The sequence below is a fragment of the Flagellimonas amoyensis genome, from assembly GCF_003058265.1.
GTDB lineage: Bacteria > Bacteroidota > Bacteroidia > Flavobacteriales > Flavobacteriaceae > Flagellimonas > Flagellimonas amoyensis.
The window spans coordinates 1-21212 of sequence record NZ_QBUK01000007.1; the positions used below are offsets into that span (position 1 = coordinate 1).

Annotated in this window: 25 protein-coding genes; 16 read left to right on the plus strand and 9 right to left on the minus strand. The window is 44.4% G+C overall.

Annotated features, from left to right (window positions below; all coding sequences use genetic code 11):
* Positions 1 to 285: 285 nt before the first annotated feature.
* Positions 286 to 1050 (minus strand): LuxR C-terminal-related transcriptional regulator, encoded by a 765-nt coding sequence (locus tag DB398_RS10800; RefSeq protein ID WP_108424412.1) that lies wholly within the window; start codon positions 1048 to 1050, stop codon positions 286 to 288.
* Between the two features lie 176 nt (positions 1051 to 1226).
* Between DB398_RS10800 and DB398_RS10805 the strand changes: the two genes are divergently transcribed.
* From DB398_RS10805 to DB398_RS10835, 7 genes are all read left to right on the plus strand, one after another.
* Positions 1227 to 2855, plus strand: coding sequence for a YfaP family protein (locus DB398_RS10805; RefSeq protein ID WP_108424413.1), 1629 nt, complete (start codon positions 1227 to 1229; stop codon positions 2853 to 2855).
* 3 nt (positions 2856 to 2858) lie between these two features.
* The gene (locus tag DB398_RS10810; RefSeq protein WP_108424414.1) at positions 2859 to 3977 is read left to right on the plus strand and encodes a WG repeat-containing protein; all 1119 of its coding nucleotides are present in this window, start codon (positions 2859 to 2861) and stop codon (positions 3975 to 3977) included.
* Between the two features lie 99 nt (positions 3978 to 4076).
* Complete coding sequence (locus DB398_RS10815) at positions 4077 to 4979, plus strand: WG repeat-containing protein (protein WP_108424415.1); 903 nt, start codon at positions 4077 to 4079, stop codon at positions 4977 to 4979.
* 49 nt (positions 4980 to 5028) lie between these two features.
* Entirely contained in the window at positions 5029 to 5280 is a 252-nt protein-coding gene (locus DB398_RS10820; protein WP_159076393.1) for a hypothetical protein, read from the plus strand.
* Positions 5281 to 5285: 5 nt separating this feature from the next.
* Complete coding sequence (locus tag DB398_RS10825; protein WP_159076394.1) at positions 5286 to 5864, plus strand: hypothetical protein; 579 nt, start codon at positions 5286 to 5288, stop codon at positions 5862 to 5864.
* Positions 5865 to 5945: 81 nt separating this feature from the next.
* Positions 5946 to 6521, plus strand: coding sequence for a hypothetical protein (locus tag DB398_RS10830; protein WP_159076395.1), 576 nt, complete (start codon positions 5946 to 5948; stop codon positions 6519 to 6521).
* Between the two features lie 10 nt (positions 6522 to 6531).
* Entirely contained in the window at positions 6532 to 7065 is a 534-nt protein-coding gene (locus DB398_RS10835) for a hypothetical protein (protein WP_108424419.1), read from the plus strand.
* Positions 7066 to 7226: 161 nt separating this feature from the next.
* On the opposite strand, the gene DB398_RS10840 is transcribed toward DB398_RS10835, so the two are convergent.
* From DB398_RS10840 to DB398_RS10875, 8 genes are all read right to left on the minus strand, one after another.
* A complete protein-coding gene (locus tag DB398_RS10840) occupies positions 7227 to 8819 on the minus strand; it encodes a type IV secretory system conjugative DNA transfer family protein (protein WP_199913384.1) in 1593 nt (530 codons plus the stop codon).
* Between the two features lie 11 nt (positions 8820 to 8830).
* Positions 8831 to 9850, minus strand: a complete 1020-nt coding sequence (gene mobB / locus DB398_RS10845) for a MobB family relaxase (protein WP_108424420.1) — start codon at positions 9848 to 9850, stop codon at positions 8831 to 8833.
* Between the two features lie 2 nt (positions 9851 to 9852).
* Positions 9853 to 10437: a BfmA/BtgA family mobilization protein gene (locus tag DB398_RS10850; protein ID WP_108424421.1), complete on the minus strand. Its 585-nt coding sequence runs from the start codon at positions 10435 to 10437 to the stop codon at positions 9853 to 9855.
* 493 nt (positions 10438 to 10930) lie between these two features.
* On the minus strand, positions 10931 to 11074 hold the full coding sequence (locus DB398_RS10855) for a hypothetical protein (RefSeq protein WP_234416217.1): 144 nt from the start codon (positions 11072 to 11074) through the stop codon (positions 10931 to 10933).
* Positions 11075 to 11214: 140 nt separating this feature from the next.
* A complete protein-coding gene (locus DB398_RS10860) occupies positions 11215 to 11664 on the minus strand; it encodes a JAB domain-containing protein (protein ID WP_108424422.1) in 450 nt (149 codons plus the stop codon).
* Between the two features lie 63 nt (positions 11665 to 11727).
* Positions 11728 to 12081 carry a single-stranded DNA-binding protein gene (locus DB398_RS10865; RefSeq protein WP_108424597.1) on the minus strand — a complete coding sequence of 118 codons (354 nt, stop codon included), beginning with the start codon at positions 12079 to 12081 and terminating at the stop codon, positions 11728 to 11730.
* A gap of 665 nt (positions 12082 to 12746) precedes the next feature.
* Positions 12747 to 14759 (minus strand): tetratricopeptide repeat-containing sensor histidine kinase, encoded by a 2013-nt coding sequence (locus tag DB398_RS10870; protein ID WP_108424423.1) that lies wholly within the window; start codon positions 14757 to 14759, stop codon positions 12747 to 12749.
* An 11-nt stretch (positions 14760 to 14770) separates the two neighbouring features.
* Positions 14771 to 15475 (minus strand): LytR/AlgR family response regulator transcription factor, encoded by a 705-nt coding sequence (locus DB398_RS10875; RefSeq protein WP_108424424.1) that lies wholly within the window; start codon positions 15473 to 15475, stop codon positions 14771 to 14773.
* Positions 15476 to 15622: 147 nt separating this feature from the next.
* On the opposite strand from DB398_RS10875, the gene DB398_RS10880 reads away from it, so the two are divergent.
* The 9 genes from DB398_RS10880 (at position 15623) to DB398_RS10920 (ending at position 21204) form a co-directional block, all read left to right on the plus strand.
* The gene (locus DB398_RS10880; protein WP_108424425.1) at positions 15623 to 16333 is read left to right on the plus strand and encodes a hypothetical protein; all 711 of its coding nucleotides are present in this window, start codon (positions 15623 to 15625) and stop codon (positions 16331 to 16333) included.
* 56 nt (positions 16334 to 16389) lie between these two features.
* Entirely contained in the window at positions 16390 to 16986 is a 597-nt protein-coding gene (locus tag DB398_RS10885) for a hypothetical protein (RefSeq protein ID WP_108424426.1), read from the plus strand.
* A complete protein-coding gene (locus DB398_RS10890; RefSeq protein WP_108424427.1) occupies positions 16983 to 17180 on the plus strand; it encodes a hypothetical protein in 198 nt (65 codons plus the stop codon). Before DB398_RS10885 ends, DB398_RS10890 begins: the two co-directional genes overlap by 4 nt.
* A gap of 16 nt (positions 17181 to 17196) precedes the next feature.
* A complete protein-coding gene (locus DB398_RS10895) occupies positions 17197 to 17508 on the plus strand; it encodes an RICIN domain-containing protein (protein WP_159076396.1) in 312 nt (103 codons plus the stop codon).
* A gap of 3 nt (positions 17509 to 17511) precedes the next feature.
* Positions 17512 to 17724: a hypothetical protein gene (locus tag DB398_RS10900; RefSeq protein WP_108424429.1), complete on the plus strand. Its 213-nt coding sequence runs from the start codon at positions 17512 to 17514 to the stop codon at positions 17722 to 17724.
* A 30-nt stretch (positions 17725 to 17754) separates the two neighbouring features.
* Positions 17755 to 18345 (plus strand): hypothetical protein, encoded by a 591-nt coding sequence (locus DB398_RS10905; protein WP_108424430.1) that lies wholly within the window; start codon positions 17755 to 17757, stop codon positions 18343 to 18345.
* Between the two features lie 329 nt (positions 18346 to 18674).
* Positions 18675 to 19619 carry a hypothetical protein gene (locus DB398_RS10910; protein WP_159076397.1) on the plus strand — a complete coding sequence of 315 codons (945 nt, stop codon included), beginning with the start codon at positions 18675 to 18677 and terminating at the stop codon, positions 19617 to 19619.
* A 20-nt stretch (positions 19620 to 19639) separates the two neighbouring features.
* Complete coding sequence (locus tag DB398_RS10915) at positions 19640 to 20434, plus strand: hypothetical protein (protein ID WP_108424432.1); 795 nt, start codon at positions 19640 to 19642, stop codon at positions 20432 to 20434.
* Positions 20435 to 20445: 11 nt separating this feature from the next.
* A complete protein-coding gene (locus DB398_RS10920; RefSeq protein ID WP_159076398.1) occupies positions 20446 to 21204 on the plus strand; it encodes a hypothetical protein in 759 nt (252 codons plus the stop codon).
* Positions 21205 to 21212: the final 8 nt, after the last annotated feature.

Below are 21212 nucleotides of genomic sequence, written 5' to 3' on the forward strand. Positions count from 1 at the left end.
TGAGTCGATCTCGTGCACTTGATTTGCACTGCTCACTTTCATCCGCCGCAGGTGGTATACATTGACCGCCCTATCCACTAGGAATCCTGTCACGAAATCAGACCGTCGAACTTTTTTTAACTTTGTGGCAATGGTTCCATAAAGTCGTCAAAAGTAAAGCAAATCGTATTTTGGAATGGGATCAAAAGCATAATCCTTTCCTATTCGGAAGGAAGTTAGCTAACAAATCCACAGGCTTCGGATAGAGCTACCGTGGTCGTTTTACGTTATTGAAAAAGGAATTTGTCAGACCCAGCCTTTTTCCAAACCGAACTTCAACAACTGAAGCACAGAACTGGTCTGCGTTTTTTTAAAGATACGCTTTCGGTGTGTACTGACCGTATGCGGGCTTATACTCAAGATATCAGCAATCTCGGTAGTTTGGCACTCATCGACCAGTAGCCGGAAAACTTCCATTTCCCTTTTGGTAAGTAGGCTCTTCTGTGATGTGCCTTTTTCAGCAGGCAGGATATCAAAATACGATGGTTCGCCTTCAAGCCCTATGATGGACAACACCATTTTATTGCTCTGTTTCAAATCAGTGATGTCCGTAAAGATCACAAAGGTCCGGAGTACGGCCCCTTCCTCATCGCTCTGGATTACCGCGACCTGCTGTAGAAGTCTTTTGATTTGTCCATCCTTGCACCGGATCCTAAAATCATATCTGGTCTTATACCTGAATACTTTTTCCGTTGGAAGGTTTCCCCAAAAATCGGTTATGGCCGCTTCAAAGTCCAGATAGGTGACCAGGTCATCGGGATGGATCGCTTCCAGAAATTTTTCCAAGGTAAATTCCTCCATGGTATAGCCCAACAATTTTGTAATGGACTCATTCTGGTATTCCATCTTCATTTGTGGTGGACTAAAGATGAAATAACAATAATCGCCCACCTGGAAGAGATTGAGTATCTTTTTGTAGATATCCATCTCTATATGTAGTTCCTGAGGGGTCTTGTGCTGGCCAATTTCCTTCCAAATATCAGTGGCCTTTTGGAGCGTGTGCTTATTCATTCAACGGGGGTTACTGAATCTCTAACGTCAAATATTGGGAATCTTGAAAAATAACCCATAAAAAATACCCTCCACAGGGTATTTTTTAAAAGATGCCCAATGAATAGCTTAGACCTTTAGAAAAAATGAAGTTTTAGGAAGCCATAATTGCATGCCCAATATGGCCCATACCACTAGTGAACCGTACCATCTTGCATATCAGCCCCCACACCTTTACCTACCTTGGTATCCTATTGGATAAAATCCCATTGATCGCTTTTCTGCTTTTGGGCACCATCGGTACTTCCCAAACCATCCTCAAAAAAGGGGAAGACCATTCCTATCAGGGATATGCATCTTCCCTTGTGATATCCGACGATCCTTCCGGTTACATGAAATCCTTTGAGATCGGTATCAAATGGACAACCTATATGGGGGAACCTGTAGAGAATTATTCCTTCTCCTGGGAGGCCAATGATCGGTTTACGGTCAAGGTCGATGGAAAGAGCGTTTCCATTTCAAAATACGAACTGGACAAATATCCAGACCTGGTCAAGGAACTGCAAGCGGTAAAACCATCCCGGGCCGATGTGGTACTGTACGGAAAGGCAAAGGGAGGCTCGGCAAGCGTCAAACCAGGAAGCCTGCCCAACGAACCCCGTTTGTTCGAACAAAATGGGGGCTCGGTAAAAAGGGCCGGGCAGTCCTATAGGGTCTACAACCTATTGGGCACTTTTGTCTATGAGGTATCCGACAGCAACCTTCTCTTCGGTACCAGTGGAAAAAAGATAGCGGGATCCATCATTGGCGGAAGCCCCAATTGGAACAACTTCATCCAATGGAGGGACAAGCAAACCTATCTCGGTGGGGTTTCAAGTGTGGCAGACTACCATGTGCTCAATTACTCCCCGGCCGAATATGGCAACCTGTCCGCAGAGGAAAAAGAAAATGCCGACCGCAGGTTCAAGAACATCTACAAGATAGTGGATGAACTGGAGGTAAGGGCATCCTTAAAGACCTTGGAATGGGGATACCAACTGGAATCCATTGCCAGGGAGTACCTGAAAAGGGAAAAGAAAGAAGAAGAAGAAGAGGAGGAGCAAGAAAGCGAAAAAGATGAGGATGATTTTTGGTCCGATGAAGACCCTGTCGGTCATGGCGATTCCGATTTTTGGGATTCCGATGGAGGGCATCAGGAGGCCACTGATGATGACTTTTGGTCATCGGACCGTTTACAGGTGGATATCATCGCCCCAAGAAACGGCTCCACGAGCCAGACCAATGTGATCGACTTTGCTGCCAAGTACAATATACAGAGTGATGGCTTCACCGGGGTCGTGCTCTATAATGGTATCGAACAGCAGTTATTGCCATCCGATGGCCAATTCCGGGGAAAACTGGTCCTCAAGGCGGGCACCAACAATGTCCGTTTCCAGATCCGCCATGGGGAAACCGTCCTCAATGAACAACAAGTGGTCGTGAACTACTCCGGGAAGCCAGTAAAGCTCAGGACCACGCTGACGTGGAACGGACACGCCGATATCGACCTACATTTGACACATCCTAATAATGGGCATTGTAATTACGGGAACAAAAATACGGGACTGGCGGTGTTGGACGTGGACAATACCCAGGCCTATGGGCCGGAGAACATCAGTGTGGAGCACATGATCAGCGGGGAATATACCATAAGCGTTGTAAACTATTCCAATACCCCTGGCATCAAGGCCACGGTCTACATCTTTTTGGACGAAAGGCTCCACACTACCAAGGACATTTATTTTGACCACCAGAGAGAAGTGGTCGTTGAACGTATCAACCATTGACCTATGAAGCACCAATTTTCTTTTCTCTTTTTGATCATATCCCTTACTGCTTCCTATGCCCAAAATGACAGCGAACTGGCCAAGAGCTATTTTTCACGGGCAGAAAAAGAGTATGGGGACAAAAACTTTGCGGCCTCCCTGGACTATTTGCAAAAAGTATCCGAATACCTCAGGGGCTCAACCTATTCCAAAGTCGAGTTCCTCTATGTGATGAACTACTACAAGACAAAAAAATACAAGGAAGCCAACCAGCATGTAAAACGGTTCTTTGATCAAAACCCTTCCTCCTCTTCCTCCATGTACATCGAGATCATGGAAATCCTGCCCGACCTGAAATCCTATGCGGACGAGATCGAACGCCGGGAAAGGGAACAGGCGGAAGCCGCCGAGAGGGAAAGGATCCGTAGGGAAAAAAAAGCCGAGGCGGCCGCTGAACGTGAACGGGTCCGCAAGGAAGAGGAAACACAAAAAATACGAATGCAATTGGAACAGGGCATCAAGCCTGATAAATATCACTATGTGGGGAGTTTCACCCCTGAAGGCCTAGCCGTGATCCAAAGTGAACAAAGCAGAAAATATGGTTATGTGGACAAAACGGCAAAAGAGGTCGTCCCACCCGAGTATGAGGAAGCCGAAGATTTTAAAGAGGGCATTGCCAAGGTAAAACTAAATGGCAAGTGGGGCTTGATCGATCCCACCGGATGGCAGATGACCCCATTTAAGTACGACGAGATCAGTTTTTTCGCAAACGATATGGCCGCAGTCATGTTAAACCATAGATGGGGATTTGTGAACATTGCCGGGGAGGAAACGGTGCCATTGGTCTACGACGAGGTCCATTATTTCAAAAATGGTCTTACAACTGTGACCAAGAATAATAAAAAAGCACTGGTCAATAAAGTGGGCAAAGAGCTGACCGCTTTCAAATATGACACTATTTATAGTTTTTACGAGGGTATGGCAGCAGTGTCCATCAATGGCAAATATGGGTTCATTGACACATCCGGAAAGGAAGTCATCCCTTTGATATATGATGATCACGGACCTTTTAAAGGGCCCTTCGCCAAGGTAAAGCTGGACGGAAAATGGTTCCTCATAGATAAAAATGGAAAAGGGCTATAATTATGTATACAACACTGGGAGGATCGGCCATTTTTTACAAATATCCGCCTGGGACTGCCTTGAAATAAAAGAAGAATTTTTTAACCAAATAAATTTACAATGAGCAAAATACTTTTTACCACAACAATGTTGATAGGACTTTTTGTCCAATTGAACGCCCAAAGTGGTTATGACGAGATCTTGGACTTCAAAGAAGGGTTGGCCGCGGTTTCCTCCAATGGAAAATGGGGCTATATAGACCAGACCGGAAAGCTGGCCATTCCTTTAAAATATGATAAGGCCTATTATTTCCTAGACGGTATGGCCGTAGTGGCCAACAACGATAAGTATGGACATATAAATAAACAAGGTGTTGAGATAACCCCCTTAAAATACGATTGGGTCTACCGCTTCAATGAGGGAACTGCATGGGTAAATATGGGCGATAAATATGGCTTGGTCAATAGGGAGGGAAAGGAAATCACACCCATTAAATACATGCTCTATGGTGATTTTCTGGAAAATGTGGAGGATGTTCTTTTTTCTGAAGGGTTGGTCGTCGTTCATGTGGGCGATTGGGATACAGGGACGGCTGCATATATCGATACTACGGGAAAAGAGGTATTGACTACATCGTACCATAGGGGAAGTCAATTTCATGAAGGACTGGCCGCTGTTTCAAAAGATGGTTATTATGGTTTTATAGATCGTACAGGCAAAGAAGTCATCCCCATAAAATACGATGAAGCATGGGGCTTCTCTGAAGGCACTTCAATTGTCAAGCTTGATGGAAAATATGGATTGGTCGATACATCGGGTAAAGAATTGGTCTCTCCCCAATACGATAGAATTGGGTATTTTTCCGAGGGATTGGTCACGGTAAGAAAGGACGGGAAGTATGGGTATATGAATCGAAAAGGGCAATTGGTAATTCCCATAAAATATGACGAGGCCCATGCATTTAGCAACGGAGAGGCAAGTGTCAAAGAAAATGGAAAATACTTCACTATCTACAAACCATAAACTCGGTATAGAAATAAAAATTTTCAGCTACAAACTTAAATGGATGGATATGGGAACCAAAACCTACCCAAAAATAAAGTCGGTCGTTCTGATCTTTATGCTGTGTCTATGTGCCACTGGTTGCACCTGTGCCAAAAAATACACCCATCTCCAAGCCATGTATATGGAGAGCAAGGCACTGGGGCAAAACATGGAGGATGACTACAGACGGCAATTGCAGGAGAAAGACCAACAGATTTCCGAACTCGTGGCACATATCAAACGCTTGAACCAACAGATAAAGGAATTGGAACCCAAATGAGAACTATGCGAATCCTAGTTTTTCTATGGCTCTGTCTTTGGGGCAGGGACCTTATGGCCCAAGAAAAGGAATGGGGAAAGCTCATTGGGCTTTTGCAAAAGGAAGCTGGCTATTTTGAGGGAAAAAATGGCTTCATCCAATTGGGAAAAAGCAACTACAATACCTTTTTACTGGAACGCATATCCGTCACGGATACGCTGATTGTGTTGGCCACGTCCCTACAAGATCGCTTCGGGAACGAGGGTTCCGAACAGTATGTGGAAGAGACCATCGCCTTGGACCAACCGGAAACCGAAATCGTATCAGCGCAACTGGTCTACGATCATCCCCATTACTTTTCAGATTTTCCCAAATCCCTATTTTTACTGATGGACTTCAAGGGCGGGGTTCCTATGGTACATAGAACAGTGTCCGTACACAAAAACTTAAATACAGGCCAGATCGATAGGTCACAGATGGAGGGGACCACAGCCCAGATTCTATTTCCGATACGAAGTGGTCGTAGAAAATCCCTTTTCCGGGCCATTGACCAATACCAACTAAAGACCCTAAAAACCAAATTGGAAAGTGACCGGACCCATTGAGACAACAATTAGTTGGGGAGTGTTCCCCGTTTGGAGCACCAAAGACTGGAAAGACCCTATACCAAACCTTGCTAAAGGGATATGATATTTGACCGTAAAAAATTGGAAGACCTGAAAAAAAACCAACAGTTGAAGTTGAGGGCAAAAGCTTTTTTCAAGGATTCCATAGAACCGTTCAAGGAAATCACCTCAGTTTTGGACCGATGGGAAGTCCAATATATCCTATCTGGGCTATATATTCCGGACAGGGCGATTGTGCCCTACCTGTTGGACTTGACCAAGGTTTCCTCCCTTATGTGCGATGCCCACTTCCAGGGGACACAAGAGACTGAAAGGTTAGGGAAATTGTTTGAACAATATCCCAGTGTCCATCCGCTACGCTATGTCCCGCCGATTCCCATGATCCAGGGAGAAGCAAGCCTTCAAAAGGCCGGGGACAGTTTGTCTTTGGACGAACAAGATGTCTATCTGTATTACTTGCGCTATGCATGCGTCCTAAAATTATCCTGGAAAGAGCTAATTTCCATCCCTGAAGATGAGCTCTTTAATTTTTGGCATGCCGATACAGTACTATTCCCCGAGCAGTTGGACTGGTTGATTTCCTATTCCTTGGAAGAGGAATGGTACGCCGGAAGACCAGTCAATAGTAATTATTAAAGACCCTACCATGAAAATAAACAGACCCTTCAACCAGCTGACCCTATCAGAATATGTGCCCATCATTGAAAATCACAAGCAATATTCCGATTTCAATACCTTGGGACTTTATCGTTCCCTTTTGGAAAACCAAAACCTGACCTTGCAAGAAAAACAGGAAATCCGTGACTTTGCCCACCAATATTTTCAAAAAACCTTTGAATTTTTACAGCTCAAAGACCCACAGACTTATTTCGAGATATCCACTTTGGGGGAACAGCTCACCAAAGGTGATGAATTGAACCTGTGGCGCATCATACGCGAAAACCAGCAAGATATTTTAAAGAAGAAACAGATCAAGCACCGTAATTTTGGTACATATTCCAAACATGATTGTGGCTATGACCATTGTCCCTATAATGGTTTAATGATCCGACAAGGAACCCCTTTGGCCGAATTCTCCGTATGCTTTGACTCCGATAAAAACCAAGACGAAAAAAAGCAAAAATCCCAACGGTTAAAAAGGGAAAAACGAGATTGGAAGCGGAACAGACCCTCTAACTAATTACACAGAAACATTTCTTTTCACCTGAGAATACCAACCGCTGAACAGCTTAATTTCACTGCCTTTGAGAAACCAGAAATGACATTTCCATTGAGGGGCAATCCATTCACCACATGTTAAAGCTGGACACCTCTGCATAACTGAAAAACTCCACTGTTCTATCAGGTTCTTTGGAACATGGAACTTACTTCCTTGTGTACTTTAAGGTAATGTTCTTCCAAATCCCGTTCTGAAAATTCCAATGGTTTGGGCAAGCCTCGTTCAATCTCTGGTTTTTGAAATAGCACCTTTCGATCCTTCCCATCGGCAAACACCACAAATTCGCCCTGTTTCAGCCGAAAGAATACCTCGGCCCTACGTTTGGACACCTCCCGCTCCCCTTCTGTGATACGCCGTTCGAGGCTTAATCCCGAGCTCTTACTCACACTGCGGGTAGGCATTTTTACCAGTTCAAAAAACCGCTCATAATAACGTGCTGTATCCGGGTCGTTGACCTTTCCAAAGAATTGATACGATAGATTGGACAAAATAGCTTTACTGGCCTTCTCCCCATACATCATATCGTTCTGCACCTTGTCCTGTAGGACATATACACTTACAATATCATAACTCCGAAGGGTGGCCGGAATGCGGTGCATGTTCAATAGCCGTATAGTTGAGGCCTCTTCCAAGAGCATAAAGGAGGGCATGCGTTGCCGGATGGACATTTGTTTGGTGATGGTATGGATGATGGTGGCGATCACCGGGGAGAGGGAAGCATCCTTTTGCGGATTGTTGACCAGGGCAATGACCGAGGGATTCTCTGAATTGTTGATGTCCAAAGGGATCTCATCTGCGGACAACACCATAAAGATCTTTCGAGTGCTGATCTTTTTGATGGCATTCGCCAAGGTGCTCATAACCCCGGCGGTCTGCCGTTCCGACCCCACCCCACTGATAAAGGCATCTGCCATCGCTCGGGAAGTAAGGTTCCCCCTCAAAAACTTGATCAAGCTTTTGATACCCAATTGTTGGTAAAGTGCCATCAAATGGGGAAGGGTACAGAAGTCCGGGTAATCCGTTTTCAACCGCCATATCAATCCGCTGATCAGCCCCTCTGCGGCATCCTTAAAGAACCGGGAGGTACTGTTCCCATCCGAATCCTTATGCTCCATCAGGTTCTCCAACAAGACCCGGGATACCTCATGGACACTTTCCTCATCAGGTAGATATCGTGGCGCAATGGGATTCACCCTATGGTATATGGGTCCAAAGGAAACGATCCGGAAGGGCAACTTTTGGTCCATCCATAGTTGAAAGGCCATTTCGGTGATCTCAAAATCCTTGTAATCATGGATGACCCCTGAAAAACCCTGCTTCTTAAAATGCTCCAAAAAACCATAGATGACACTTTCGGTCTTTCCACTCCCCGCAGCTGCCATAACCGAAATCCCTCTACGGATGTTTCCAAGTACGAGGTCCCTCCCTTTGACCTTCAACCTTAGCTCGAACACCTTGGATGATTTCATGGAATCCTTATAATAATCCACCAGACCATAGATGACAGTATGCGCAAAAAACAAAGGGAGCCATAAGACCATCGACTGCTCCAAAAGCACAGTCGAACCCAAGGTCCATCCTATGGATACAATCACTACCACTAGACCTGCAATTACATAAACAAACCCATACTTGAGATATCTGTTGGCCACTACCGAAATCCCTCCTCCAAGTACCAAACCCAGTATACATTCCAACCAATTCATATGTCCCATTACACTATGATTTAAATTCCTATCGAACCTGATTCCAAGACCTTTCCGATTCCTTTCTTGAGTTGCATCATTGCCCTGTGGGCCAATTGAGCCTTATTGGTCGGAATGTTCGGAAGATTTATACCTGCCTTGAACAAGAGCTGTCGCGCAGCCTGTTGTTCATTGGTGGGCAATCCCAATAAGGCAGAGAAAAACCGTTTGGGGTCTTTATCGAGTACGTTCCTTGCGTGGTAGGTCTCCACATAGTTCCGCCGGTAGCCAAATTGCGCATCAAAGGTCTTTTCAGCCGCCCGAAAAAATTTGTCCCGATCAAAGCCCTGTTTGATGGTCTGTCCATGGAGGATAGTTTCCGAGGTGCGAAACTTGGACCCTGGGGAAAGGCTATGGGAATTGGTCACATCCATCCGGCTCACGATGATATGGACATGACTCTGGTAGCCTTCCTTGGCCATCCCCGGAACAATGCGTTTGCCCTGCTGTTTATGGGGTGCCTCAGCCTCCAAGGCCTTGATTTTCTCTTGGAGTTTGGTAATGTCACCTGTCCTCCTGCCCTCCTTGATGGCTCTGATCCGGTGTTGCAGTTCCAAGATCTTGCTGGCCGAGGCTTGGTTTTCCTTTACCTCCCGGTCCTTCTCGGAATAGGTGCGTTCCCGCTCCAGCTTGGCAAAATACAGGATGTCCTTGACGGTGACTTCTTGGTCACGGTAAAAGGAGGCCGCATAGGCCTTCATGACCTCACGGGTATAGTGTCTCAGTTTCTCAGGATCATCCCCGATGTGTTTGAGCTCTCGTTGGGAGGGACTGACCACTAAGGAATAAAACTTGGGTTCCCTTTGCTTGAGCTTGGCGGTATTGGCATCAATCTCGGCAATGGCCCGCTCGGCGTCAATCCCGTTCTCCTTGTGGTTGAAATATAGTTCCTGCAGCTCTGGGGCCTTGCCTTCGTTCTCCTTATCGAGGTATCGGACAAAGTCGCGGACACTGCCCCGAAAATTGTCCCCCAAATGTTGTCGTGTGATGGCGATGTACATGCTTATGGCTTTTTAAGTTTTGTGCGGTATTTTTCTAGGGCCCCTGCATTGAGGTCCAACTTTAAATGGTCCTTTCCGAATCGGTTGTGGAACAGACTCACATGGTCCAGGACATAGGCAAAGTCTGCCCTGAGTTCCTCGTACCGCTCTTCCAGACGATCGTAGCGGATTTTGGGAACGGTGACCTCGGCATCATAGGGTTCCATATCGGTGGGCTTTTTGGTCTCGGTCAATTGCTGTTCGATAAAATCGAAATCATTGTCCCATGCTTCCCCATCGGATGCCAGCTCCTGTTCAAAGAGTGCCTGGATCATACTGACCGTGGGCAGGGTCTGTTCCTTTTCGATGCTGCGCATGATGGCGACCATGGCATTGAAGCGGCGTTTGATCAGGTATTTGAGGCTGGCAATGGTCTCGTACATCCGCTCGTTTGGGGAAATCCCGTTGTGCTCAAAAAACTCCACCATGGCCAACAAGGTCATGGAATGGGACTTCCCTTGTCGTTTGGAAAATCCTTTGAATTTTTGGAGCACTGTTACTTTGATGCACACGGTCCGAAACGGTTCCTTTTCGTATCCTTTATCCATTTTTAGCTTAAAAATTCCTTGATTTTACTGACCTCAGCGCATTTTTACGCTAAAACCACTTTGGTCATTATTTTCAATTTCCCCGAACACCCCATAAACAGGGGCCTTGCGGAGCACTGAAGATCGGTAGGACGCGCCAGCGTGCTACCCTCTTGCTTCTCCGATTTGTCCCGAAGGGATCAAATCGTATCGCACAACATGGGTCAAAATCAATAGGAATTGAACCCAGTTGCCTAATCTGTAAAAGTCAAATCGATAGGTACGGAACAAGGAAAGTCAAACCCATATGCTAGGCATAGCAAAAGAATTCCGCACTTAAAATGTTGATGAAAACCAACCCTTTAAAGATAGAAAAACCAAGGTTCAGAACATAAAAAAAGCCCATCATAATGGATGGGCTTCGATGTTGTGTTTTGGGTTTTACATATTGAACACAAAATCATAATTGTATAGATTTCGCATGGCTTCCCTTCGACTCCGCTCAGGGCAGGCCTCAATTGAATCTCATGGTCCATGGCATGATTTTGGCAAATTGGCGCAATTCGGTCCCGGAACGACTTTCCACATCTTCCTTGGAAACGGAAAGCAAACGTTCCTGGGTTTCGCTATCGAGATTGGTAAAATTCAAATAGACCATAATTCAATGCTTAAAAATTTCATTGTTATAAATCATAAAGGCTAGGGTCAAAACCATCGGGAAAATCCCCAAGATCATGTTGCAGTTCCGACCCTATTTCTAGATCGGTCATTTCAAGATACACTTTCATCGGATTTGGATTAAAGAATTCCATTATCAGCAAAACTGTAATACCGACCATCAGGCGCAAGGATGATATGGTCCAATACCTTGACATCGAAAAGCTGTGCCGCCTCTTTGATCTTTTGGGTCAATTGTTTGTCCTGATAACTGGCCTTGAGTTGACCCGAGGGATGGTTATGGGTCAAGATGATCCCCACGGAAAGGGTTTTTAGGGTAATGGCAAAAAGGATGCGCAGATCCACCATGGTACCCGTTATACCCCCATGGGATAATGGATAGATACCCTTGACCTTGTTGGACTGGTTGAGCAGCACGATCTTAAAGGTTTCGTGTAGGCCGATGGTCTTGTTGTCCCAATTTTGGAACAATAGATTCGCCACCTCGTTGGAGTTGGTCATGGATAGGGATTTCAGGGTGCTGAGCTTTTCCCGATAACTGATCTGTATTTCATTGACACGGTGTTCCATTTCAAATGTGTTAAGGATGAAAAAGACAGGGATGCCCAAAAAGGTGGACACCCCTTATCCATTTTACTCGGCGGTATTGTTATCACCACCGCCCAACAATAAAATCTCACTGGCCACTACTTCGGTAACGTACCGCTTGTTACCCTCTTTGTCCTCATAGGAACGGGAGGTCAATTTCCCTTCGATGGCCACTTCCTTGCCCTTGGTCACAAATCCTTCGACAATGTCAGCGATCCTTCCCCATCCGATGACGGTATGCCATTCGGTGTTGGTGATGCGCTCCCCTTCGGAGTTCTTGTAATGTTCATTGGTGGCCATGGTAAACCTTGCCACACGTTTCCCTTTGTCAAGGTCTGTAATGGTAGGGTCTTGCCCTACATTTCCGATCAACTGCACTTTGTTTCTCAATGTACTCATGATAAAAAGTTTTAAAGGCCTGCCGTCTTCCTTTATTGGATAAATCAGCAAACAGGGTTAAAAATTTCCCCTCTATTTTTTTGGTCTTTGTTTCCCAAATTTTAAGGGGCGTTTGTTTGCTTCTTACGTGCGTAGCACAATAAAAGAAGGGGGTTCTGTCAAGGCTTTTGGACAGAAATCGGGAGGCTCCGCGACGTAGCAAAACCTTAAGGTTTTCAAGGAAGTGGAAACCCTATTTATGGACAAAACCTGCCTTGGGCTTGACAGGTTCGATAAGGGCCTTAGGAATTCCATCCGACCCATTTGTCAAGGGAGCGTACGGGAAGTTAAGCGACTGCAGGCGATGGTGTCCTGATGGGAAGTCCTTGGGTCCTGCCCTGTTTTTCGATGCCCCGAAAAACAACCAGGGCTTCTTTTATTAAGGACCCCTTAAAATTTGATGGGCGGACGGACGGATTTGCGGCGTTCCCGGCAAAGCCCCAAGAAGGGTTTGCAAAGGAAGGGCGCACCAAAAATCCGTTTGGAAGACTTCCGAATTGGCCAGGCTACTCCTAAATTATTTTGATTCCATAAGTCTTGTGACACTGTAGTTTAGGCATGCATTCTTAATATAAAGCCCCAATGAAAAAATCAAAAAATGAATGTCCAAGAAATGAAGATGGTCCCTAGGAAAAGCTCAAAGTGAAAGTGGTTCCTTTTCCCGCTATGGAAGAAAGCGAGATGTCACAACGTATGGCTTTGGCAAGATCACGGATCAGATGAAGTCCAAGTCCGGTTCGGATGCCCACTACCTCGGTATCGTCATAAAGGGCCCTGAATTTAGCATTGCTTCCCCCAGGGCCATTGTCCGTAATGGATAATTGAACCTTTGTACCTTCCTGCTTTGCATTCCATATGATAAGGGGGGTATCCGTATGATCGAGCACCTTCAACGCGTTACCCGTGAGATTGCGCATGATGGTTTTCAAATAGTTCCCATCCGTTTCAAGGTAAAGGTCTTGGGGGTTTTCAAATCTTATGGTAGTTTGATTTTCACTGGAGAAATGTCTGGATATATCCTGAAAAAGATCATCTATGGATATCCTTTCGAATTGTGGAATGAAATTTTCCATCTGACCCTTGCTCCACAAAAGGATATCTTCCATGGAAACCAATAAATTCTCAGCGGCAGCGATGGTATTCTGTTCGAGCCTAGACCTATTTTCCTTCGAAAGCAGTTCGGGATTTTCCTTTTGGAGGTGCAAAAAGTGGATCAGATTGGAGACAGGGGCCCGTAAGTCATGGTTCAATATCCCGAAGAAACGGGCCTTTAGCTTATTGCTCTCATCCAATTCTTGGTTGAGCCGGAGCAATTTTCGGTTGTTCTTGCGCCTAGTGCTGTTCTGGTAAAACAACAGTCCTCCAATCATTGCCAGGGATACAATTCCCCCAAGCAAGTAAAACTGCTGCTTTTTTTGTGTTTGGAGTTGCATTTCGTTCACTTCGATTTCCTTATCCCGAAGGGCTATTTCATAAGTACTTTCGATACTTGCAATTTTATTCTTGGTATTTTGGGAATACAGGGAATCACTAATTTGGTAGCTTTTGTTTAAGATTTCAATTGCTTTTTTGAATTGGTTCTGTTCTTCCAACACCTTGGAATACGCTTTGTAAAAGTGCATTAATTGCTCTTTGTTTCCGGACACCTTGGCGAGAGAAATCGCTTCCGTTAAACTACTGTCCGCGGCAGCCAATAACTCAGGGTCTGACATCTTAAAACTTGCCGGCATACTATGGCGTAGGCTATCTGTCCGGTATAGATTTATATAAATCATCCCTTTGTTGCCGACATTACTAATGGTGTATATATTTGGGGCATTGCTTTTTTCCAATATGGCAAGGGCCTTATCTATAAACTCCAACTGTCTAGCAGGCTCATTGTTATAGCTTTCAACAAGCTGCGTATAAATTCTTGCCCTTCCAAAATCATTTCCTAGGGTATCCAAGTATTTAAGTGCATCATAAAATGGCTTTTTTGCTTTTTCCGGGTTTTTCTCCAACAGATGGCTCACACCGATAATTTCAAGAGAATAAACAAGCTCAATATAATTTTTTTCCTTTTTAAAACTGGAGACTGCATTTTCTGCATAAGCCCTTGCTTTTCCAAAATTATGCTGTTGGACAAAAATGCTTGAAACCCGATAGGAGCCCATGGCCAACAAATTGTTGTCGTTTAAAGCTTCAGCAGCGGCAGTTCCTTTCATGAAATATTCAAGAGCTTCCGTATACTTGTTTTCGTGTTGTTGCAGACTGCCCAAATTATATAATGTCAATATTTCGCCTCTTTTATCCCCGAGGATTCCATATAACTCGTACGCCTTTATAAGATGCGGTAGAGCCTCTTGTCTTTGCCCCGATTCCATGAGCACATTACCAAGATACTTTTCCGAAGTAACAATACCTTTTGTCCACTTTGTACTTTCTGCAAGGGATAATGCTTCTCGGGCATAGCTTGTTGCTTTTTTTAAGTCAATGCCTGCATATGTGTAGGTCAATTCATTGAGTATCTTCACCTGTATGGTATCATTTTTTGCTTGCTGTAACTGCGTTTCCAATGAATCTATCGTTACCCTTGGTGACTGGGCCCGAACAAAATATGCAGCAAACATGATAATCACCAGTAAGACCCCCTTTTTCATAGGTAAAGTTTTTAAAGCAAAAGCATCAAATTATCCTTAAAACTCCTCCCCACTGGAACGGTTGCCGTAGTGTCCATTTCAATTTCGGCCGCTGTAACCCTACGTACCCGTTGCTTTTGGACCGCAAAACTACGGTGTACACGGACAAAGGAGCCAAAATGCTCAGAATTCAAAAGGCTTCCCAAATTGGAAAGGACGCAATGACGACTTTTCTCGGTCACCAATAAGGTATAGTCCTTTAAGGCTTCCAAATAGAGAATTTCATGAAGTTTCACCTTGATTTGTCCATGACCTTCCTTCACGACAATAACATCAGCACCCAGGGAAGCCTCGTAAAGAGAAGCCTTTTTGCGAACTTCCATAAATTCCGATATGCGCCTGACGGTATCAGCAAATCGCTCCATTTTCAAAGGTTTCACGATAAAATCAAGGGTCTCGAGTCCAAAACTCTCCACGGCGTGTTCCGGATGGGACGTAATAAAAATGCAAACGGGAATGTGCAGCGCCTTTTTACGCAGCTCCAAACCACTCTCCCCGGGCATATCGATATCCAGAAAAAGTACATCAATATCCTGAACATCCAAGACTTGAAGCGCCATTTCAGCATCTTCAAAAATCCCGTTGATCTTAAACTCGGGAAACTTCTTCACAAAGGATGTGACCATAAGTCGGTCAATTTCATCATCGTCAACAATAATGCAATTGATTACGTCCATTTATTGTGGGGTTATACTCAAATTTAGGCAAAAAGGGGATTCTTTATACTCCTGTTGTTCATCTATTTAATCCGTCGTTGGTATAAAGCCTGTTTTTTGGTCGGGCCAACCTTGATATTTTGGTCAATGCAATTATTACAACGATCCATGAAACCTACATTTTTGATCTTGGCACTAATGACCCTGTTGATGCTGTCCTGTTCCAAGGATGGCGATGTACCACCAACACCTGACCCACAGGAAGCTGGATTTGACATCCATGATCCTGTGGGCCATTTCATGTTGCTCAACTTTAAGGATTCCTCGATTGAGGAAGGGACGACCGAGACCCTTAGATTATATCAGTTTTTACCGGACAACCTGATCCATAGTCTCCAATTGAATTTTCCCGATGCATCGAATGCCTATGAAGTAATGGATGAAAACACCATTTCCATCCCGGAAGATCGAATCCGCATCATGATAGTCGATGATGAAATCACCAAGGTAACCATCCAGGGTGAGGAGATCAATGGAACCTTTCATCTGATCAAGTCCCCAGCGCAAAATATACTTCCGGGAAACACCTATACGGGTTCCTATAGGTTAAATGAGGCTACCATAATCCATCCCCATTTTTTCTATGGCTTTCACAAGGACGGGCTTAAGGTGGATGCAGGTTTTGAGAAAGGGACTGTACTACGGACCGATAATTATGAATCCATCGGGAATTTTGCGGCTTACATAGAAACACCCAACATCAATGACCCTACATTGATGGATCAGGAATTATTGATTTGGGTAGGCGGAAAATTGGAGGCCAACTATTATGACGATTACTTTGATTTTGAATTCTACGGGACATTTACCGACCAATAACGGTAATGCCCCATATTCCTGTGGCAATATTGCCAATAAGTATAACTACTAAAACCATGAAAATAACATACAATTTTATTCGAATACTGATCATTTCCTTTACGTTTATTGTATCCTTTACCAATTGTAGCCCCGAGGATGGGCGAGACGGCTTGGATGGACTCAATGGGGAACAAGGACCCCAAGGTGAACCGGGCCAAGATGGCAATGCGAATGTAATCAGTCGTACCTTTTGGTCCAGTCAGATTACATGGAACCAAACCTCACTCTATGGAATTAATTATCTAGTGGCCGAACTGGAAATACCAGAGATTACCCAGGCTGTAGTTGAAAATGGGGTTGTTTTGGTATATGGTTCGTTCTTTTGGGGGCAACCATGGTCGGCCATACCCGTATCCTATTATGAAAATGGGAAAACCAACTATTTTTCATACGGAATAAAAATAGGTACAGTGACCCTCCGTACACATCGTGATGACAATACTCTTTCCCAACCAACTATAGCATTCCGGATAGTCACCATTGAAGGTATTCCTGCAACGGGTACCTTAGAGGATAAATCCAAAGACAATCCTTACCATGGTTATTCCTGGGAAGAGATCAAGGCGATGGATTATGGGGAAATTGCAAAAGCTTTTAATATTTCGGATTGACCCTTGATGATATGGACAGGACGGACAATTACCTATCCATCGGGAATTTTGCCGCCTTTGCTGAAACGTCCAATCCTGAAGACCCAACTAAAAAGGACAGGGAGTTGATGGTATGGATGGAGGAAACATTGGAAGTCAACAATTGGGATGAACTTCACGGTAATCACTATTTCGGCACTTTCACAAAACTATAATGAAGACACTCTTAACATGCAAAATCAAATGAACACCTCGACCACACAATTTTTTCTATCGATCCTTTTGGCCCTGTGGACCTCGGTTTCCGTCAACGCCCAGGTTGGTCTGGAACAAGGCGACTACTTTATTGCAAATGTTGGTACGGGCCGTGCCCTAACACCCGTCGATGCCGGAATGAACAGCAATACACACTTAAAACCTTTCAACAAAAGTGGTATGCAAAAATGGACGGTCAAAAAATACACTACCAAGGACAAAAATGGAAATGAAGCCATTTCCTATACCATCCAGCATGTAGCTTCCGGCCTTTATTTGCGACCCTAGCATGTGCCGGATAATGGCAATGCCCTTATATCCGGGAATGACCATTACAGCAATTTCACCATAGAACGGGATGAAGGGAACTTTGTCATCAAGAACATACAAATGGGCGGCGACGCCATGTATTCCAAGAATTTGGGATTCAGCGATGACGAACCCTGGTTTGGCCCCGACGGGAACGGGGATGGATACCGATGGCAATTTATCCCTGTAGAGTAAAAATTTATTTGTTCAACCAAAACCAAAAAGATGAAAATACCCATAATAATGATCATTGCCATATTGGGTACCGTATTGTCGGGCGAAGCACAGGGACTTGCCATACCCCATGCTAGCAATCTGGAGCACGGGGCCTACAATTATTTGGACCTTCCTTTTCATGTGCGCGGTAGTTTGGATGACAACGGATATTGGGAAATGAACAATTCCACTGTTAGGGGAAGGTTGTTCCTTTCCTATAGATTGACAGATCAACCTGGCCAATTTGGACAGAAAATGGAAAAAACAGCTACTGTGGGCATTGGCGGACTTTGGCAAATGTTCGGTTTTGAACTCGTACCGCCCGACAATGCATATCAAGTCTCTTATTTGTTCGACATTTTTCATTTCCACAATGGGGAAATATCGGTAGGCAGGTCCTATACCATCATACCTACCGATACCTCGATCAAAAAATACGGCATACTCAAATTGGCCGAAAAGCCCAAGTTGTATAAAGAACCTATTCCTTATAGGGAACTGGAAAAGACGGACAAAAAGTTTGAAAAGATCAAACTCAATCCCCAGCCCATTCCGCCCAAGAACATAAAAAAAGGCAAGGCAAACCAAAAAACCAATTAAAGAAATGAACCGGAAAGCTAGACCCACCACAAGGATGAACACAAAACTTTTGATCTTCGGTTTATTGGCTCCTTTTGCATTCACGTGCCCGGGGTGTCCAGAACATAAAACAAGAATTTGTGGTAACATCGGTACGAGGGACATTCCAAAGGGCCCTGAAAGCGACGACCTACGGAACAACTTTAATGGAAGGAAAATGGTATATCACGAAGGGAACAATACAAGGGCAACCATAACCTGTACGGGAAACCGTAGTGCCCAAACCCTACTTGTGGCCGTAACAGGGCGGCAAAAAATAAAAACAGGTATAACAATAAAATTTTAGGACAATGAAGAAAATAATCTTAATACTCGTAATGCTCTCGTGCACAGGATTGCAGGCACAGTTAAAAACCATCAAAATGAAAGTGGAACCGTTGCCAAGGCCAACCATCACCTCGCCACGTGCCGATTCTGAAATCAGCGGGCCTTTTGTTTTGGTGGGCAAAGCAAAGCCCGGTGCGGAAGTAACAGTAAACGTGGTACCCTCGTACAAAAAGAGCAGCTCAAATAAACCTGTTCTTGTGAAATCCGGAGAGAAAAACCTATATGGACCACAGGAGTTCAAAGTAAGGGCAGACGACAAGGGCATCTGGCAAGCCCCGCTCGCAGAAGTCAAATTCCATACCGGGGCCACCAATCGGGAAATCAGGGTCATCATCGGGCAAAAACTCGGACTCAGCACGTCTGAAACAGAGCAATATGTGTACAAAGTCACGACGGAGTTTGTGATGTCCGCTAGCGTGAAAGGCACGCTCCGTCCTACCGACGATAAGGTGAGGGAGGCTTTCAGTGTCCAGTTAGGCACTGCCCCGGTGCCACTGAAATTCAAGGCCGAAACCAACACATCCAATCCATTCCCTATCGGAACCAAGGATTTCAAAATAAGCGGTTCAGGCTTAAAAGGTTGCCAAATTACCGTAAAGGCAACTTTTGACGGCATAGAAGAAACTGTCTATGAAACAAGCAAATTTGCGGGCGTTCAGGTACAAACAAAGAAAAAGACAAAAGATCTGAAGGACAAGGACCTGTTTGCAAAATCCTTTACAATTGGTGAAACAGGACAATGGAGCGTTTCGTCCATTGACCCGATGGAAGACAATGGAAAAAACCCCAATAGTGTAGGTTATAAAAAAACCGTGATGCGTAAAATCAACCTCACTGTAAGCATAAACAACGGGAGCAAAGAGGTGTTGGTGAAAAACATAGCACTGACACCCACACCAGGATTATAAATCATTAAAAATAAGAATTTATGAAAAAGACACTTTTTTTGTTGTTCATAGCCATACTTGCTTTTTCCTGTAGCAACGATGACGACAATGCCCCGCCTCCCGAACCGCCCATCCCGGTCGAACTAAGGTATTTGAGCACCGTCAAGAATAAAAATGGCGAAACAGTCCTGTCCATTGAGTACAACGAAAACAAGCGAATCAAAAAATTTATGGCCTATGGCGGTGATTACATCAATCGTTATGAATACGATGAAAATGGTCGCATCAATACAGTATTCTTGACTCTAAATGGCATCTCGTATGAAACTGCTTATTCGTATGACGAAGATGGAACCATGAATGGATACCGTTTCGATAATGAGGATTATCCAGTGGCCTATGATGCCGCTGACAATTCCTACTCTTTTGTTTCGCCATCCAATATCATAAACAAGATTTATTTGGATCAATATAATAATTGTGATAAGATGGTCATAGATTTCCCGGATAGTACCGATTCATCTTCCTATTACCTGTTTTATGAACAAAACCATAAAGGTCCCTTGTACAATGGAGGCGATATGGGCCTTACAAATATTATAGGCCCTCTTAATGGTTACAACTATTCTGTTTTTAATTTTCAACTTCTGCTCAATGTGTTCTCCTTACCCATCGAGGAAGTTTTGACCGATATAGGCTCGATGACATTTGATAACGGGTATGATGAAGATTCATTTTTGACCAAGACGACCCAAACCAACGTGGTGCCCGATACCGAAAACGGCGGGTCTCAGACAATTGTTTCCGAATATACCTATCATTACATACAACTTTAATGTTCTTTAAAATGAAAACAAAACTTTTCATTTTCGGCCTATTGTCCTTTTTCCTGTCTTCCTGCAGCACAGATGACGACCATGATCTGAATACTCAAATTCCTGCTGAAAACCAATACTTGGGCAAGGTCACAAAACCGGACGGTTCGGACCATGTTTTGATCAGCTATGATCCCGATGGGAGCATTCATGAAATCCGTCAAGAGTATGAGCAGGGTTTTTGGCTGAATCTACAGTACGGATACAACAATGACCATCATATTCGGGCTATTTATGTAAGCGGTGAAGGCATCAGTACGATTAACTTTTTTTATGATGAACAGGGAAACCTATCATCGTATGACGATGGATACGGGGAATTTCCCATACAGTACCATCCAGCCGCAAACCTGTATGAGTTTGATGAAGGGGACGATCACTGCAAGGTTTATCTGAATGAACATGGCGATGTCACCAAGTTTTCCATTCGCTACTTTGGCCACGAAGAAGAAGAGATTTACAATTTCACCTATGATCTGGACAAACGCGGTACGCTGTCCAATGCAAATCCCATAGCGCTTCATACCCTTATTGCGGAGTGGCCTTTGTTCCTGGATATACTGGTAACCAATAATTTAACTTCACGGCCCTTTGTAGAATGCCAGGCTGACGGTTTACAGATTTCTTCCGAAAACAGTTATGGTTCAAACGGGTTTTTGAAAATGGCAAACATCACCAATACCCAAATCGAAACACCCGGAGCAATATCCTATGAATACATTGAACGCTAACCTTGCTG